A 17,128-nucleotide genomic window follows, 5' to 3' on the forward strand; every position below is an offset into this window, starting at 1 on the left:
GGGAGTGAAATAGACCTGAAACCGGATGCCTACAAGCAGTCGGAGCCTCTTATGGGGTGACGGCGTACCTTTTGTATAATGGGTCAGCGAGTTTCTGTTTGCAGCGAGCTTAAGCCGTTAGGTGTAGGCGCAGCGAAAGCGAGTCTGAACAGGGCGTTCAGTTGCTGGCAGAAGACCCGAAACCAAGTGATCTAGCCATGGCCAGGCTGAAGGTGCGGTAACACGCACTGGAGGGCCGAACCCACGCCTGTTGAAAAAGTCGGGGATGAGCTGTGGCTAGGGGTGAAAGGCCAATCAAACTTGGAGATAGCTGGTTCTCCGCGAAATCTATTGAGGTAGATCGTTAGGTGTTTACCCCGGGGGGTAGAGCACTGGATGGGCTAGGGGGGCCCAAAGCCTTACCAAACCTAACCAAACTCCGAATACCCGGAAGTATAGCCTGGCAGACAGACGGTGGGTGCTAAGGTCCATCGTCGAGAGGGAAACAGCCCAGACCACCAGCTAAGGCCCCCAAATCGTGGCTAAGTGGGAAAGGATGTGGAGATTCCAAAACAACCAGGAGGTTGGCTTAGAAGCAGCCATCCTTTAAAGAAAGCGTAATAGCTCACTGGTCTATTAGAAACTCTGCGCCGAAGATGTAACGGGGCTCAAGCCACGTGCCGAAGCTGTGGGTGCATACTTTGATGTATGCGCGGTAGCGGAGCGTTCCGTAGGCCTGTGAAGGGAGATGGTGATGTCTCCTGGAGGTATCGGAAGTGCGAATGCTGACATGAGTAGCGACAAACAGTGCGAGAAACACTGTCGCCGTAAGTCCAAGGGTTCCTGCGCAAGGTTAATCCGCGCAGGGTGAGCCGGCTCCTAAGGCGAGGGCGAGAGCCGTAGTCGATGGGAATGGGGCGAATATTCCCCAGCCTGCCAGAAGTGACGAATGCAATATGTTGTCTGTCCTTATCGGATTGGATGGGCTTTTGGAGCATTCCAGGAAATAGCTCTGGCGTATAGACCGTACCCTAAACCGACACAGGTGGACTGGTAGAGTATACCAAGGCGCTTGAGAGAACGATGCTGAAGGAACTAGGCAAATTACTCGCGTAACTTCGGGATAAGCGAGACCTGTCCTTGGGCAACCATGGGTGGGTGGCACAGACCAGGGGGTAGCGACTGTTTAGTAAAAACACAGGGCTCTGCGAAGTCGAGAGACGACGTATAGGGTCTGACGCCTGCCCGGTGCCGGAAGGTTAAGAGGAGGTGTGCAAGCACTGAATTGAAGCCCCGGTAAACGGCGGCCGTAACTATAACGGTCCTAAGGTAGCGAAATTCCTTGTCGGGTAAGTTCCGACCTGCACGAATGGCGTAACGACTTCCCCGCTGTCTCCAGCATCGGCTCAGCGAAATTGAATTCCCCGTGAAGATGCGGGGTACCCGCGGTCAGACGGAAAGACCCTATGAACCTTTACTGTAGCTTTGCAGTGGCATCAGGAAAATGCTGTGTAGGATAGGTGGGAGGCTATGAAGCATGGGCGCCAGCTCGTGTGGAGCCATCCTTGAAATACCACCCTGAATTTTTCTGATGTCTAACCGCGTCCAGTCAGCCTGGACCGGGACCCTGCATGGTGGGCAGTTTGACTGGGGCGGTCGCCTCCTAAAGTGTAACGGAGGCGCGCGATGGTGGGCTCAAGTCGGTCGGACATCGACTGTTGAGTGCAATGGCATAAGCCCGCCTGACTGCGAGAGCGACAGTTCGAGCAGAGACGAAAGTCGGCCATAGTGATCCGGTGGTCCCGCGTGGAAGGGCCATCGCTCAACGGATAAAAGGTACTCTAGGGATAACAGGCTGATCTCCCCCAAGAGTCCACATCGACGGGGAGGTTTGGCACCTCGATGTCGGCTCATCACATCCTGGGGCTGGAGCAGGTCCCAAGGGTTCGGCTGTTCGCCGATTAAAGTGGTACGTGAGCTGGGTTTAGAACGTCGTGAGACAGTTCGGTCCCTATCTGCCGTGGGTGTTGGAGACTTGAGAGGAGCTGTCCCTAGTACGAGAGGACCGGGATGGACATACCTCTGGTGCACCGGTTGTCACGCCAGTGGCACCGCCGGGTAGCTACGTATGGAAAAGATAATCGCTGAAAGCATCTAAGCGAGAAACTTACCTCAAAACCAGGTCTCCCCGAGGGCCGTGATAGACCATCACGTTGATAGGCCAGATGTATACGGGCAGTAATGCCCTCAGCTAACTGGTCCTAATCGCCCAATAGGCTCAATCATAACCGGGACCGCAGCAATGCAATCCCAAAACCACATGCATAGAAATCATCCACAACACCAGAACTGCTACTCACACACACGACCAAACGACAACACGCACACGCACCAACCCCCACACGTCCCATCAAACATACCAAGTTTGCTCGGACGACCTGGTGGCCATGGCGGGGAATGATCCACCCGATCCCATCCCGAACTCGGCCGTGAAAACCCCCAGCGCCTATGATACTGCATCTTAAGATGCGGGAAAGTCGGTCGCCGCCAGGTCTTCCAAACAAACCAAGCCGCATCCTCCATGCAGCAATCACATCACCCACGCGGGGTGGAGCAGCCCGGTAGCTCGTCAGGCTCATAACCTGAAGGTCACAGGTTCAAATCCTGTCCCCGCAACCATCTTAACTTGCAACGCTAACACCCCCGCGCCATCAGGCGCGGGGGTGTCGCTGTTTGCGCCGGCCGATCCACCCGATAGCGTCCCAGACGCGCTGTTGCGGCTCACGCCAGACACACACAGCGCCAGGATCGCCCCTAACTCCCCGCGCACCTCCATACGATAACCTCGTCTGCTGCCCGCTCGGCCGCAACGTCGCCCTGCGTGCGCTTCCATTCAAGCATTCAAGCGCAAACGTCTCGGCGAACACCTTGTAGAGCGTCGGGTCCATCAGGCGATCCCGTAGCGGGTGCAGCACCCGATCCGCGAGCGTGTCACGCCCAATGGTACGTCGATTGCCAAACGTAGTCGGCCCCCTTGTTGCAGGCCGTCGAGCAGGCGGACCAGTCGCGCTGATCTTGGAAAAGCCTCCGCCACATACCCCACCATGCATCAAACCCGAGAACAGGTAGCGTGACCGTTTTTAGGATGTTGTGAAGCGGCCAGAAGCAGGTGGTAGGTGATCAGCACTTCCACGCCGACTGGATCATCCAGGTTCCAGCGAACTCTATCGTGCCGCCTTACCTCGTAGCCCCTCATTCTGCAGCAGCAGGCGAAGGGCGCGAGGGTCGTGCCGAGCAACTAGTGGGCAACGAAGAGCCAAACGATCGCGCTGAAAGGCATCAGGGCGAGCGAGGCGCGGATTGCCAGATCGGCGGTGGCAGTCAGGTGCTCTGAGGGCAGCGGGTTCGTGCTGCGCGCAACCTGAACGGTCGCGAGGCGGGTATGCAGACCGTCGATGATGCTGGTGGTGGTCATGGATTTATCCTTTGCTTGCCGGTCCCTGCCAGGACCTGAACACTACTTTGCATCAGACGTGCCACGACCTAACGTATTGAAGTAACTCAGCTAGTCTTCATGCCTCAACCGACTCGAGGTGTAAGGCATCAACTCTTGGCATCTAGGAACTCATGATAGTGAAAAACACCAATGTAACCCTGATGTGCTCGTCGGGCTCACCTGCAGGTGAGGCACCGTGTTGTGACCACATGGCGTTCTCGCGTTTTGGTATCGGACATATTCTAAGAGCAGAGCGCGGGCCATGCTGCTATCTCCAGATGCTGTCGACATCGAGATGCTGATCCGCCGGGGTCGTGAGACGATCAGGCAATGCCGGTCTGATCGCGAGTGGGTCTCGGCCATGGTTGCGCAGAGCCACGCCATAATCGCACGAGCTGACGAAGACCGGAATGCTGTGCAGCGGGCGCGTGAGACTTCGAATTCTCTGTCTTTGGCATCGCTATCTGACCAGGCTACCGGACCGCCACCTCATCCGGATCCAGCCCGCTCTACCCCATAAGCCGATGACCTGCTTCTCGGTCAGGTCGAGGCAGTTCTTCAACGGCACCCAGCTCGCCTCCCTCGTGCCCTTTCAGATATAGACAGAGCGGGCTGAGCTGGTAGCGAGCGCTTCAGGAGCTCATCGGTCTTTTGGATGGGAACGCACGGCTTGTCGTCCGGGACAACGCTGCATGCTATGGGAAACGATGCGAGCTGTGCTTTATACCGATGTTACCTGCGGCAAACGCCTGGTGGTGCTGGTTGGGTAGCGGAAGGCGTTTGGCCTGGCGGTCGGGAACGGTAATGCACGTCCCTGGTGGTCCAACCTAGGAATGGCTGCAACCAGGCCGCTGACAGGAACTTAGCTAAAGGACGGGATTTGTCCCGTGAAACGGCAGGCCTGTCTTTTGATGAAAGTCGTCGATGCCTGAAACCATCACCGCGCCAAGGGTCCAACTCGAGATCAAGGTCGAGCGGCCACGCCTCTACAAGGTCATGCTGGTCAATGACGACTTTACGCCGCGTGAGTTCGTGGTCCAGATATTGAAGGCGGAATTCCGGCTGGATGAGGGTCAAGCCAGCCGGGTGATGATGACGGCGCACCAACGTGGGGTTTGCGTGGTTGCCGTCTTCACGCAGGAAGTGGCGGAGACCAAAGCAACCACCGCAACTGACATGGCCCGCAGCAAGGGCTACCCGCTGCTGTTCACGACTGAGCCTGAAGAATAGAGCGAAAGCGATTTTAGGCGCTGCTGCTCCGAGCTGGCAGCACATCCAGACCTGCTACCATCGCTTCACGCCGGCCATCTGCATCTGGGTGACTGTCATTTTTTGGCTGTGATCGACAAGTCGTGAGCCTGACTTGATGGCCTCGGGTGTCGCGACCGCGACGATGCTCTCGATCGAATATTGCCCGGATCAGTCCCTGCTTAAGCATCTCGTCACTCATCGCCATCGCCAACTAAGTCTGAAGGCGCTCTGCCTGTCGGCGGCTGATGTTATGGTCAACAGACTCACGATTCCGTTAACTCGCGCCATGCTGCAGCCTGAGCAACTACAACATCAGGAAGTCGAGGTGAGTGACTGACATTTAAGTGAGGTTTGTTTCGAGCGCAGCCTTATGCGGATTGCGATTTGCCATCAGGCAAGGTTGGTGGTGTGCGCACAAGATCTAGCCTACCGACGGTGAGGCCAAGAGGCGTGGCGGCCGTGCGCAGCGGAGCCGCTACGACGCGGTCGCGACCCTGCTGCTTGGCCGTATACAGCGCCGCATCCGCTGTCGGAATCAAATCGACAGCACGCAGCGATGTGTCTGGAGTCGCTGCAACACCGAAGGACGCTGTGACGGTCACTCTCTCACGGGCCTGTGCCACTTCGGCAATACGTACGCGCAATTGCTCGGCACGGCCAACCGCCATATCAAGCGGGCAGTCGGGCATCAGGATAGCGATCTCCTCGCCGCCATAGCGGCAGGCCACGTCCGTGGCGCGCAGCATCGACATGATGGTGCTACCAACGTCTCTCAGGACAGCATCGCCAGCCGCATGGCCATGCTGGTCGTTCAATCGCTTGAAATGGTCGAGATCGATCATGATCGCCGAGAGTGGCGACTGTCGCCGCTCGGCATCTCGTCCAAGCCGCTCGAGCATCTCCTCGAGAAAACGCCGGTTATATAAACCGGTCAATGGATCGCGGAGCGCCTGATTGCGCAATTGTGCTCGCAAGGCAATGCTCGACAATGCCAACGACATCGCGTCGGCCAGAGCTGTGGCAAGTTGCTGCACATCGCGCAGCTGCTGCTCGGCATCATCGCCGGCGTGGGATATTTCCAGCAAGCCGTAGATCTGGCCACGCGCCATCATCGGGATTTCCAGCCCGACATGGTGGGGCTTGCTGTGGCCGCAACGCAGCGCGCCCTCACCGTCGCTATTGACCTGAAACTTACCTCGCTTGAGAGCCCAGCATGATGCGGGCGCGATATGATCGGGATATTCGTCGGGGGCGCGCGCCCCCCAATTCGTGGAGAGATCCAGCCGATCGCGGGAATTGTTGAACACGTATAGCGCACCGCTGAAACCAGGCAGCAGACGCAGAGCAGTGGCTCGTAGTACCTCGTTTGCATCCTCGCCATCACTGGCACTCTGCAAGGTGTCGGTCATACCGAACAGCTCTTCGATATGCTGACGGGCTCGAACGCTCACCGAGGTCGCCTCTTCACGTCCACGCGCTTCCTGTGTGCTAATACGGAAGGCGTAGATCAGGGCGAGAATAGCAATCAGCGCTCCCGCCGGATTGATTAACAGCAGGGCATCCTGTTCCAGCGAGATTCGACGTTCGGCCGCCTCGATACCGACGTCACGCTTCGCCAGATAACCCGATATGACAGCGCGCATCTCATCCATCAGCGCCTTGCTGTGCATTGCTTGCAGGCCAAGCTGTGCTTCCGCCGGCTCTCCGTCCGCAACCTTATCCTGGGCCTGCTCCCAGGCCTTTCGCAGATCCCCAAGCCGGCGTGCAACAGGTGACGCCTCCTCGTGCATCCCGGGCAGGACGGTTGAATAGGCCTCTAGTTTGGGCAATAGCCTCGGGCTCAACGTCTCTATCCTGCTCAAGCCGGATACGTAGGGTTGAAGGTATTCAGCCTTTTGGGTCAATACGTAGCCACGTATGCCGGTCTCGGCATCGATCAGTGCCACCTGGAACACGCGCACCTCCCGGGTGGCGGTCCGATAGTCCCACAACTTCATCTGGTCCTCGCGGCTCAGCATGAAGCCCACGACCGAGCTAACGCCCATGAATGCCACCAGCAACACCGCCAGTGTCGGCAGCGTTCCGTAATTGCGGGAGATCTCTACGATCGCGCCGCGGCCGATACGACGTTTCGCCGGCCCGGTCTGCTTAAATTCGGGGGACAGGTCGTCGGACATGCCTGAGATTTTCAACTTTTCTGTAATTAATTAATAATTCTAAAGGCTGCGCACCTAGAATTCAACACGAATATGATCTTAGTTGTCGAGCGTTTAAGTATTGGGTGCGTCAATACTTAAACGCCGACCCATTTTTTCGAACAAGGTTCATTATCGGGTCATTTCCGGCTTAGGAAATGGGCTTGCGGGATTCCCGATATCATGTTGCTCGATACTGGTAATCTATTCAAACGCACTGCCAGGGCCGTATGTTTGCGACCTATACTCTAGGATCGAGGATGAACTCGCCCTTGCTCACCTTGCTCAAGGTACGAAGATCAGAAGTAAAAGCTACTCCGATTTTCTCGAAACTGCGTCGGACGTGACGCTCGCCCGAGGCGTTGAACTTCGACCCGCTCCACTTCATCGAAACTGAGCGGCTTCGGATGGTCCGCAGCCTAGCTGCGCCCCGCTTTCATCTCCAAGACGAGCAGGTTCGAGGCGATATGGAAGGCACGCCTTGCATGCCCATACGGCGTGATCTGGCCGACCGGGTTCCACGGCATCCCGTTATTGTAGGTCGAGATCGCGACCAGAACGTCGCCGTGGCCATTGACGACCTCGATTTCCTCGCTTGCCCCACCTGGGGCCGGCGGCGGGATCGGCGGCAGCACGCCGCCGGCAGCACTCGCACCCAGGCCGAGCACCATCGGCACGATATTGTAGTACCACTTGCTCCGCCGGATGTTGGTGATGGCGGCCCTGATGTGGAGGACGTGTGAGCCGTCGCCGCAGGCACCCGCCTGCACGATCGGCAGGCTCTTGCCGACCTGCTGCACGAGTTCAGCGCGGAATGCGCTGGTCATGCGCGCCACGACTTGGTCTTTCAGATGCGGCGCCTTGCCGACCGGATGCCAGACGACGGGATCGATCAGGGCAGCCTGGTATTGGTTCAGGGCGAAGCCGGGCCTGACGTAGATCAGGTCGTCGGTGTGATCGCCTGTCGGCTTCATATCGGTGTAGTCGGCAATGAAGCCTGTTTTCGTTGCTCCCTGTCCCGCGCAGCCCGATAGGATCAGGAGCAGCAATATGAACGCCAGACTGATGACGAGCGGCGGGACAGGATCGCCGAGAACAGCGACGAAACGATTGCCGGACCGGACCGGTGTCTGGCGGAGCATAGCGAGGATACAGTTCCGGACCGAAAACCTGGACGCGCTCATAACCAGGGCAGCCGCGGTAGACCGCCGTAGAGAAGTCCGGGAACGATGTTTCCGACCGAACCGGATGACCGGAAGCGCCGATCCTCCCGCACGATCCAGCGAACGCCCATGATCCGCAGCCGAACCTTCAGGGCGCGCAGAAAGCCACGATGCCGCATGGGTCGTTCTCCTTGTTCAGAAGAACATCCTAGCGTCCCCAACTGCCAAACGCAAACCGTCCGGTCGGTTTATGTATCTATCGTTCTATTGGCTTTCTGGTCGCTGTGTCCCGGCCAGGAGGCAGTGTTCAGGATCCGGTCGAAAAGCCGTTCCCGCTCCTCATCAGAGAAAGGGCACATCCCGATCATCTTGGTCACCAGGAGCCCCCGCGCCGCCGTCCATCGCAGGAGGGCGAGATCCGCGTCAGCGGCCTCTTCCTTCATCGCCTGGATATTGTCCCTCTGGCTGTCGGTGGACGCTTTCAGCAAAGCCGGGTCCTCCGCCATCGCTGCCAGGACGGCGGAGACCATGTTCCTCGACGTCGACAGGGCCTTGCGGAGCATCTCGAGCTGCGCGATCAGGTATTTCTGGTCGGTCGCGGGATCGAGTGCTGCCAGGTTCTGCTCGAAACGATCCCTTGAGGTCTTGACCTGATGGTCCAGCAGCGCCTTGATCACCGCCTCCTTGGTGCGGAACTGGTGAGTAAGGCCGCCCTTGCTGATACCGCTTTCCCGGGCGATCGCATCGAGTGTGAGTCGCGTAGGGCCGTCCCGCTCCAGGATCGTCGCAGCCGCCGAAATCGCTGCCTCGCGCGTCCGGCGCGAACGCTCGGTGTTTTCCATCCGTCCGCACTCTGTCCTATCGGCTGGCACTCGAAACAGACCAGCCGGTCTGATCGTGATGTAAGGCCCGCCTCCTGTCCAGCCGAGCGGCAACGCTGCAGCCGTGGCACTCCGTGTCACTCGGCAAGTTTCTTACCGGGGCGCTGGCCGCCGACTGATGCGACAGTACGCTGTAACTTCCGACTGGAACGGCGGTAAGCGCCTGCGCCATCATGACGTGTCGCTTACGCTTAATCTTAAAGCTTGGGTTTAGGTCGCTGATCGGCTGAAGCGCCTTCTCCCGGAATAACGGTACGAGACCTGTTTACTGGCCTCCGCCGAGAGAAACCGGCGATAATTGGCGGGTCGGCCGGGCGCCAGCTGGAAGAAAACCCCACCGCTGGGCGCGGCGGGGTTTTCCAGTTCCGCTGGGCAGCCTCGACGCTGCTGCCGAGCAGCTACTTCAGCAGGCGGATCTGCACGCCGCCGTGCCGGACCGCCGGTTTGCACGACTCCCGTCCGCTTGCAGCATACTGTGCAAGTTGTAGCGGATTGGCCGCCTGTGCGTCGGCCACCCGGGCACAGGTGCTCGGGGCGAAGTCGGCTGTGCCGAACAGCGTGACGTCGCGCGTGACCGCATCCGCCGGCGGGGTCAGCTGAAACGCGACACTGAGCGTCTGACCGGGCAGCACGTTGCTAAAGCGGGTGGCGGTCGTCGGCTGCACCTTCCACCCGTCGGGGGCGGCAAGTGAAAGGTTGATTTCGGCCAGCGTCTGGCTGCCGCCGGCGCTGAGCGTAACGACCGCGGTATTGGAGCCACCCAAGGTGAAGCTGCGTGGCGCAGAGACGCCGACGTGACGGTTGCCGATGCCTCGATCCATTGCATAGCTTCCGGTCGCGGGGAGATCGGCGAGGGCGGAGCTGTCACCAACCCAGACCTTGTATTCGCCGGTGGTCTCGTCCCATCCGTTGGTGTTCCACCACCACTCGTCGCTCGGGCGGATGGTGAAGTTCAGGCGCTTCGATTGCCCGGGAGCCAGATTCACGCGCTGGAAATCGACCAGCTTGCGAGGCGGCTCGCCGGCGGCGGACGGATAGCCCAGATAGAGCTGCGCCGCATCGCTGCCCGCGACCCTGCCGGTGTTGGTGACGGTGGCGCTCACGCGCACCGGCGTCACGCCGTCCACGGACCTGCTCTCGACCCGAAGGTCACTGTACTTGAAGGACGTGTAGGAGAGCCCGTAGCCGAAGGGGAACAGCGGCGTGACCTTGTTCTGGTCATACCAGCGGTAGCCCACCAGCAACCCTTCCGAATACTCGACCGTGTTGTTCTGCCCGGGAAACTGCGCGGGCGATGCGGTCGGGATCGCGCTCAGGCTGGTCGGGAAGGTGATCGGGAGGTGCCCGCCGGGGTTCGTCTTGCCATACAGCAGATCGGCGAGCGCCGTGCCGCCGGTCTGCCCGGGATACCAGGTGTCGAGCACGGCGCCGACACCGTTGAGCCAGGGCATGGTGATCGGCGCACCAGCCTGGACTACCACGACGGTGCGCGGATTAACGGCCTCGACGGCCTCGATCAGCGCATCCTGCGCTGAAGCCAACGACAGATTCGGGCGGTCGGCAGCCTCCGACTCGGTGTCGTCGGCAACCACCACGATAGCCGTCCTGGCTGCCCGGGCGGCGGCGACCGCGGGGGCTACGTACTTCTGAAGCGTGGACGGTGTCGCCCAGACCAGGTTGCTGGTCGGACCGGCGCCGCCGAGCGTCAGGCTGTATTTCCGACCCGCCGTGAGTTGGACCGCAGCCGAGTAGATGGAGACCGGCGGGGTCCCCGGGTTATTGATGATCGCCGTGCCGTTGATGGTCAGCGAAGCGACGTTGTAGCTACCGGGATTGGTGAAGCCGACGATGTAGGTACCGCTCTCCGTGGGCGTCAGCGTCGCGCTGTAGGAGCCGCCATAGTTGGTGGGGGCGTAGGGCGTGGACAGGTCACCCGACGGGATCGGCGTGAGTTGGGCGTCAGTCGGCAGGCCCTGCTGGTAGGTGACGCCACCGCTCGACGCGGCCTGGATGCCCGCAAGTGGCGTGACGACGGGGCCCGGGATGACATGGGCGCTGCCGCCGCCGCTGGTGGTCACCTGCGCCGAGGCGGCGGGGCCGATGACGACGATGTCGGCACCGGGCGCGAGCGGCAGCAGGCTGTTCTTGTTCTTGAGCAATACACTGCCTGCCTCCGCGAGCGCATTGCTGGTGGCGACATGGTCGGGCGAGGTGGCGACAGCTGCCGTATTCCCCTGCGGCGGATCGTTGAAGAAGCCGAAGCGGAACATCTCGTAGAGGATCGGCTCGACCTGCGAGTTGAGTACTGCGCGGGAAATCGAACCGTTCTGCACGGCAGCCTGCAGCGGGGCGCCGAAGTAGGTGTTCTCCGGCTGCTCGGAATCGGTGCCGGCTGTCGCGGCGCTGACGTCGTGGACCGCGCCGTAGTCCGACATGATGAGGCCCTTGTAGTTGACCTCGTTGCGCAGCACGCCAGTCAGGAGCGACCGGCTTTCACATGAGTAGTAACCGTTCACGGACGAGTAGGCGCACATCAGCGAGCCCGACCCGGCGTCGTTGATCGCCGTACGGAAGGCGGGCTGGTAGATCTCGTGCAGGGTACGCTCGGAAACGATGTCATCTTCCGCCTGGGTATTGCGGTTCGTCTCCTGGTTGTACGCGTCGAAATGCTTGACCTGCGCCATGACGCGCTGGCTCTGGATGCCCTTGATCTCGGCGGCGCCGATACCGGCGGTGAGTGCCGGATCCTCCGACAGGCTCTCGAAGGTGCGGCCCCAGCGCGGGTCCCGATCGATATTGACGGTTGGGCCGAGATCAGCACCGGAGCCCTTGGCAGCCTGCTCCGCACCGAGCGTAATGCCATAGAGCAGGGCGTCCATCTTGGAAAAGCTCGCGGCGACGGCGATCCCGGCCGGAAACTGCGTCACATTGGTGAGACCGTCCGCGGCGCCGGCGGGACCATCCTCGTAGCCGATGCTCGGAAGACACAGCTTCGGGTTGGCGGCGGTGAAGAACACGTAGGGCTCGCTGCTGCCATTGCCCTGCACGAGCGCAATCTCGTCGGCTATGGTCATCTTCGCCAAAACCATGTTGACGCGGGTTGCGACAGACAGGCTTGGGTTGAGCCAGGGACAGTCGGCAGGATTGCCAACCGGCCCGGCAACCGCTGCGTGGAGCGGCACGAGCCCTACAAGGAGAGCCGGCAAGGCGGCACCGGTCCAGCGTGTATGCCGTCTGCTGCGGGGTATGGAACCGCTTTCGGGAGGTCGTGGTACCCCTGCAGGACGCATCGCGTGCCGACAGCCATGATCGCTATTCATTCCTGACGTTCCTTTTTATCTTAGATCGACAGCAACAAGACTCCCGAATCACACTCTTGATATGTGCCACCTCGAACACGGCGGCCGGAAACAGGACCAATTGTGCATGCTCGCTTTTGCAAGGTGCATTGATGGGCATGTTCAGGGATTAGCATGATATCGATCCCCGGACATGACTGTAGCTGTCAACAAGGATGAATTTAGGCGGCTGTTTTTTGTTTCGCAAGCACGTTTGATATAACTTCTGCAGATAGACGGTCGGACTGACTTTTCAGGTAACGCGGCGTCCGTCATGTTCCGAGAGCATAGGCAGGTTATCGATTCCTTTGTTTTTGAGGCCTCAGAAAGTTCATCCACCATCAGCATGTATTTTTTGAACTTTTCTTTCCTACGCTGGGGGAAGCAGATGCTATTTATTGCGTTTGGCCAGACGGAATGCTTGGGCTCGCGGCAGGTGTTGACAGATCCTTCCATCCGGGAGGATCGTCCCTTAAGCATACCGAGCCAGGAGCCTTTGCAAGGCAGGGGCTTCGAAGCCTCGTGAAATCTCTAGGTGAGGGGACTGGCACAATCCCGCCACCAACTCGCTGAACGAGGTCGACTACGTTCGCAAAGCTCAAAGGCAAATGCCGCGTCGATACGCGCAGCCCAGCCGTTGCATCGCCCCTCTACCTTGCATGTCATGGCCGCCCTGTAAGGCCGGAGGAACTACAGTGGCATCGCTGCATCCATCCATTACCAGATTCCAGCAAGCAACAAGCCATTGCCTGGGAATTCCACCGCCGGAGAAACATCATTCCGGTCGACGTTACTGGCGCGGTCGCCGTTACTGATGTCTGCACGATGCTGGCGGCCTGCGTTGCCGGTATAGGCATCGCACAGGTGATGGCGCTGAGCAGCGAGACCGTGATCACAAGCGGTACACTGGTCAGGCTCTTCCCCGACTGGCGTGGCGAGACCTTTCTGCTGCCCGCCTATCATCCCTCACGCCATCAACCACCAGCCCGAACCAGAGCGCCGATCGATTGCTGCTTCCAAATCACGGCAGGTGCAGGCTCGGCAGCCGTTAATTCAGCCAACTGAATGCGCAATCGGTGGCCCCTCGTGGCCACTTTGGCCGGTAAAGGCAGGCGTTCCTCCTGCGCGCTGGTGAGGAAGATGCAGAGGCTTCTCCATTCCAAACGTGCAGCGGTGTCACGTCCCGCCGACTCGCCTGGGTGCATGACTGACATCCGTGAGGAGACCTACGCTGCCGCCCTCGCCCGTCTTGTCGATACCTATCGGACCTTGCCGCTCTCCACCGTCTGGGGAGACGGTTCCCGCTCGTCATCGGACGGGCAGTATTTCCGATCGGGCAGTCAGGGGAGCGGCCTGGGTGACATAAACGCTCGCCATGGCAGTGAGCCCGGGGTTGCCTTCTACATACACATCTCGGACCAGTTGGGCCGTTTCACACCAAGGTGATCGCGGCCGCCCCGTCCGAGGCGCTGCATGTCCTGGACGGCCTGCTGTCGCATCGATCGGGCCTGCAGATCCGCGAGCACTGCACTGATACGGGCGGCGCGACCGACCACTCATTAGGCCTTTGCCTGTTCCTTGGCTCCCGGTTCGCGCCCCGCCTGCGAGACATCAAAGACCGGCGCATCTATCTGCTACCCGGCATGAACTGGGACGAACTCTTGAGTCTCACCGTCTCCATTCGCGCGGGCACGACGAGCGCTTCGCCGATGCTCCGGAGGCTGGCTGCTTATCCACGCCAAAATAGTCTGGCCGTCGCACTTCGTGACGTCGGGCGCCTCGAGCGCACCGTGTTTACTCTTGTCTGGATCCTCAGTCGCGACATGCGCCGGTGCGCCCAGGTTGAGCTGAACAAGGGCAAGGCCCGTAACGCGCTGGGTGGTTGCGGCTATCATCATGTAGACCCCCCGCGATCTCAACGAAGCATTCACGAGGCTTGGGGCGACCGTGCCGCAAGAACTCAAGAGGCATGTGTACTGCTTAGCTGGGAGCACATCAGCCTGACCGGTGACTACATTCGGCCTGGCGACGCGGTGCCCGAGCGCAGCGATCTCAGGCCTCTACGTCGGCCCCAGTCGCTGTTGGCAACGTAAACTTGTACATCGATCCTTGTCTGGGGTACGCGAGATCATTTTTCGTGCTGTGACTCCGACATCATCCGTCGTCGCGATGGTGGCAAGGCGTCCGAGGTGCAGCCGCCTCGATGGGTTGTGGAACGATCCTTCGGCTGGATGACCCGCCGGCGTCGCCTCGTTCGTAATTACGAACGCCGGATCGACGTGTCGGAGGCCATGATCTTCCTCGGCATGAGTAGCAATCGACGCCACAGAATACCTACCCATGACTTTCCAAACGGGCTCTCAGGATCAAGCAGTCGTGACGCGCCTCCCAAACAGGATCTCGAGCGGCGGTCACGGTAGCTCAGCGCGCCGAGGGCGTATGCATGCTTTTCGAGACGTGAGTAGAAATATAGATCAACCGAAATCAGATCTAGTCGTCTTCGAAGCAATATAAGGTTGACCTCGGACAGCTGGAATTCTACTCAAACTATCAAACACCTCAAGAAGTCTTAGGAACCGTGCATCATGGCTGCCGCCCCAAGCCTGGAATTGATTGCACGCGACAACTCTATATTGAGACGCGTCCGGGAACGGTTTCCGACCTATTGGAGCGATTTTCGCGAGGATCCCCGTTGGCTCCTGATGTTTATCTTCGGACGAACAAGCATCGGCGGTCGTCTGCACAAACGCGGCCATGTCGATCGGCAGGTTGATGAACTTCCGCTTCACTCGAACTTTACGGCCGATCGGTCCTCCGTCGTTTCCGGACTGTTGAAGGACGGGATCTTCGACAACCTGACGCTCCCGGTCCATGTCAGGGACGCGATCCTTTGCTTCGCAAACACGACCGGGTGTTTCGGCAACCACGACCGTAACCATGATCTCTTGCCGTCCGAGCAGACCGCGCGGCAAGACCCCGACAATCTTATCACCAGCGGACACTATTTCGAGCGCGTGGAAGATTGCCCGGAGGTTATGGCGATCCAGTCGGACCAGCTGCTGCACGCTGTAGCGCGAGACTATCTTGGACCGAATGCTCAAGTCATCAGCACTCGGCTTTGGTGGAGTTTCTCGACAGCGATAAGTGGACACGTGAATGACACGAATCCAACTGAAATGCTGCATTTCGATCTTGATGATTGGCGGATGCTGAAGTTCTTTTTCTACCTCACGCCCGTTGACGCCGGTTCTGGTCCGCACCTCTACATGCGCGGCACCCACAGGCACCATGCTCTCAAGCATCAACTGTCCCTGACCGTGGGACGCCCGATGGACGAAGTGATCTCGACCTACGGGGGCGATAATCTCATGAGGATCTATGGCGCTGCCGGTTCCGGGTTTGCCGAGGATCCGTTCGGATTCCATGCCGGGAGCCTTGCAAGCGCTACGGACCGCCTCATGCTGGAGATTGGTTTCGGCATCACGCCGCCAAATCGTCGTCGCTTCTTCGGAGAGCGAGTGCTAGCCGCTCCCTAGTGATCAACTATGCATCAGCCGTGAACCGAGCCTGCGGCTCCGGCCGCCCGGATACAGGCGGAAACCCATCAATACAGATGGCGACCCGCTGAAGCCTTGGAACTCAGTGCAACGGACGCGATAGGAAAGATGGTTCGGTGTCCCCGTCTCTGTTCGGTGGCTATGCCTGAATGAGGTTCTCGATCCTGTGGCAATACGCCTCGAGGCTGAACTGCTCATGCATACGGGCTGCGCCGGAGGCCCCCATCGCCTGAGCGCGTGCTGGATCATTGAGCAACAGCATAATCTTGTCATGAAGGCCCGCGACATCGCCCGGTTCTGTATAGAAACCCGTCTCACCGTCGATGAGAAGGTCTGACGGAGCATCCGTGCGGGTGGTGATCACCGCCTTGCCCATGGCCATGGCCTCGCCGATGACGGCATAACCTGATGCAAATCGTGCCTGATGAAGCGGAACGACCACGAAGGAAGCGCGCGCATAAAGTGCTCGCAATGCCAGGTAGCTGCCTGCAGATCCAACATCGACATGGGCTGGAACTGCCGACGCATCGAGCCCGCTGTCCGTCGGTCGCCAGAGACTATCTGCGGCAATACGAAGTTGTGCGCCAGTTCCCTCGGTTGCAGCGATCAAGGTCTGATAGTCGCGGTTGGCACTGCCCGCTGCAAGGATCATGGTTGTATCGATAGCGTCGACTGGACGAAAAAACGATGTATCCACGCCATATCCAGCGTTATGGCAACGGTGAGCAGGGAAGCCATATTTCCCGACCATACGCGTGCTCAATGACTCGGACAGACACATGAAATGAACGTGTCGAGCCCGCCGGAGCACCGGTGCAATCAGGGCGAATTTTCGACTCTCGAGATAGGATCCGTGCAGGATTATCCAGATCGGCTTGTGCCGTCGATAAATCAGGGATAACAAGGCCAAGGGAAAGCCGATATCCTCACCAGACGCCACCAGAGCATCGTAGTCGTCGCCTTTCTTCCGCATGACGAGCAGAGCCAAAGCCAACCGCCGACGCTGTGACGTCGGTGATCCCGTTTCCACACGGTCCGTCCCGATGAGCTGCGCATGGTTCCGGGCGATGAAGGTATTAAACTCTGACAGCGGCTGCTCTGCCGAACGCTTTTTTGACTCCAGGCTCTCAAGAACAGGTCCACCAAGGATGTAATTTGTGCGGGACAACATATTGCGTTTAATCCTTCATTATCTTCGACGTTCTACTGTTTTCTAGACAGGTTTCTTCTTGGACAGATTGCGATAACAGTCTAAACCAATTGCAAAA

11 protein-coding genes, 1 tRNA gene, 2 rRNA genes and 3 pseudogenes (1 of these 17 only partly in view) are annotated in these 17,128 nt (G+C 59.3%); 10 read left to right on the forward strand and 7 right to left on the reverse strand.

What is annotated here, in order from left to right; genetic code table 11:
• From HN018_RS00530 to HN018_RS00540, 3 genes are all read left to right on the forward strand, one after another.
• A 23S ribosomal RNA gene (locus tag HN018_RS00530) occupies positions 1 to 2,265 on the forward strand; it begins 478 nt to the left of the window's first position.
• A gap of 151 nt (positions 2,266 to 2,416) precedes the next feature.
• Positions 2,417 to 2,532 (forward strand): 5S ribosomal RNA (gene rrf, locus HN018_RS00535).
• A 49-nt stretch (positions 2,533 to 2,581) separates the two neighbouring features.
• Positions 2,582 to 2,658 (forward strand) — tRNA-Met (locus HN018_RS00540).
• A gap of 619 nt (positions 2,659 to 3,277) precedes the next feature.
• On the opposite strand, the gene HN018_RS00545 is transcribed toward HN018_RS00540, so the two are convergent.
• Complete coding sequence (locus HN018_RS00545) at positions 3,278 to 3,454, reverse strand: hypothetical protein (protein WP_171832698.1); 177 nt, start codon at positions 3,452 to 3,454, stop codon at positions 3,278 to 3,280.
• Between the two features lie 945 nt (positions 3,455 to 4,399).
• Here HN018_RS00545 and clpS point away from each other — a divergent pair.
• Positions 4,400 to 4,705 (forward strand): ATP-dependent Clp protease adapter ClpS, encoded by a 306-nt coding sequence (gene clpS / locus HN018_RS00550; protein WP_171832699.1) that lies wholly within the window; start codon positions 4,400 to 4,402, stop codon positions 4,703 to 4,705.
• A gap of 136 nt (positions 4,706 to 4,841) precedes the next feature.
• The gene (locus HN018_RS00555) at positions 4,842 to 5,063 is read left to right on the forward strand and encodes a hypothetical protein (RefSeq protein ID WP_171832700.1); all 222 of its coding nucleotides are present in this window, start codon (positions 4,842 to 4,844) and stop codon (positions 5,061 to 5,063) included.
• Positions 5,064 to 5,094: 31 nt separating this feature from the next.
• On the opposite strand, the gene HN018_RS00560 is transcribed toward HN018_RS00555, so the two are convergent.
• The 5 genes from HN018_RS00560 to HN018_RS00580 form a co-directional block, all read right to left on the reverse strand.
• Positions 5,095 to 6,903, reverse strand: a complete 1,809-nt coding sequence (locus tag HN018_RS00560; RefSeq protein WP_171832701.1) for a diguanylate cyclase — start codon at positions 6,901 to 6,903, stop codon at positions 5,095 to 5,097.
• Between the two features lie 437 nt (positions 6,904 to 7,340).
• Complete coding sequence (locus HN018_RS00565; RefSeq protein ID WP_171832702.1) at positions 7,341 to 8,063, reverse strand: DUF3313 family protein; 723 nt, start codon at positions 8,061 to 8,063, stop codon at positions 7,341 to 7,343.
• Positions 8,064 to 8,101: 38 nt separating this feature from the next.
• The gene (locus HN018_RS00570; RefSeq protein WP_171832703.1) at positions 8,102 to 8,263 is read right to left on the reverse strand and encodes a hypothetical protein; all 162 of its coding nucleotides are present in this window, start codon (positions 8,261 to 8,263) and stop codon (positions 8,102 to 8,104) included.
• A gap of 69 nt (positions 8,264 to 8,332) precedes the next feature.
• The gene (locus HN018_RS00575; RefSeq protein ID WP_239478904.1) at positions 8,333 to 9,019 is read right to left on the reverse strand and encodes a TetR/AcrR family transcriptional regulator; all 687 of its coding nucleotides are present in this window, start codon (positions 9,017 to 9,019) and stop codon (positions 8,333 to 8,335) included.
• Between the two features lie 344 nt (positions 9,020 to 9,363).
• Positions 9,364 to 12,039, reverse strand: a complete 2,676-nt coding sequence (locus HN018_RS00580; protein WP_171832705.1) for a glycoside hydrolase family 3 C-terminal domain-containing protein — start codon at positions 12,037 to 12,039, stop codon at positions 9,364 to 9,366.
• A 909-nt stretch (positions 12,040 to 12,948) separates the two neighbouring features.
• Here HN018_RS00580 and HN018_RS29325 point away from each other — a divergent pair.
• The 5 genes and pseudogenes from HN018_RS29325 to HN018_RS00605 all read left to right on the forward strand — a co-directional run.
• Positions 12,949 to 13,368, forward strand: a pseudogene (locus HN018_RS29325) (LysR substrate-binding domain-containing protein); the annotation flags it as partial.
• Between the two features lie 138 nt (positions 13,369 to 13,506).
• A complete protein-coding gene (locus tag HN018_RS29045; protein ID WP_172443415.1) occupies positions 13,507 to 13,749 on the forward strand; it encodes a Tn3 family transposase in 243 nt (80 codons plus the stop codon).
• Positions 13,707 to 14,396: pseudogene (locus HN018_RS00595) on the forward strand (Tn3 family transposase); the annotation flags it as partial. The gene HN018_RS29045 and the pseudogene HN018_RS00595, both read left to right, overlap by 43 nt.
• A gap of 96 nt (positions 14,397 to 14,492) precedes the next feature.
• Positions 14,493 to 14,615, forward strand: a pseudogene (locus tag HN018_RS00600) (transposase); the annotation flags it as partial.
• A gap of 273 nt (positions 14,616 to 14,888) precedes the next feature.
• Complete coding sequence (locus HN018_RS00605; protein ID WP_171832708.1) at positions 14,889 to 15,839, forward strand: hypothetical protein; 951 nt, start codon at positions 14,889 to 14,891, stop codon at positions 15,837 to 15,839.
• A gap of 160 nt (positions 15,840 to 15,999) precedes the next feature.
• Here HN018_RS00605 and HN018_RS00610 read toward each other — a convergent pair whose 3' ends face one another.
• Positions 16,000 to 17,031, reverse strand: coding sequence for a glycosyltransferase family 4 protein (locus tag HN018_RS00610; protein ID WP_171832709.1), 1,032 nt, complete (start codon positions 17,029 to 17,031; stop codon positions 16,000 to 16,002).
• Between the last annotated feature and the right edge of the window lie 97 nt (positions 17,032 to 17,128).

Source organism: Lichenicola cladoniae, assembly GCF_013201075.1.
GTDB lineage: Bacteria > Pseudomonadota > Alphaproteobacteria > Acetobacterales > Acetobacteraceae > Lichenicola > Lichenicola cladoniae.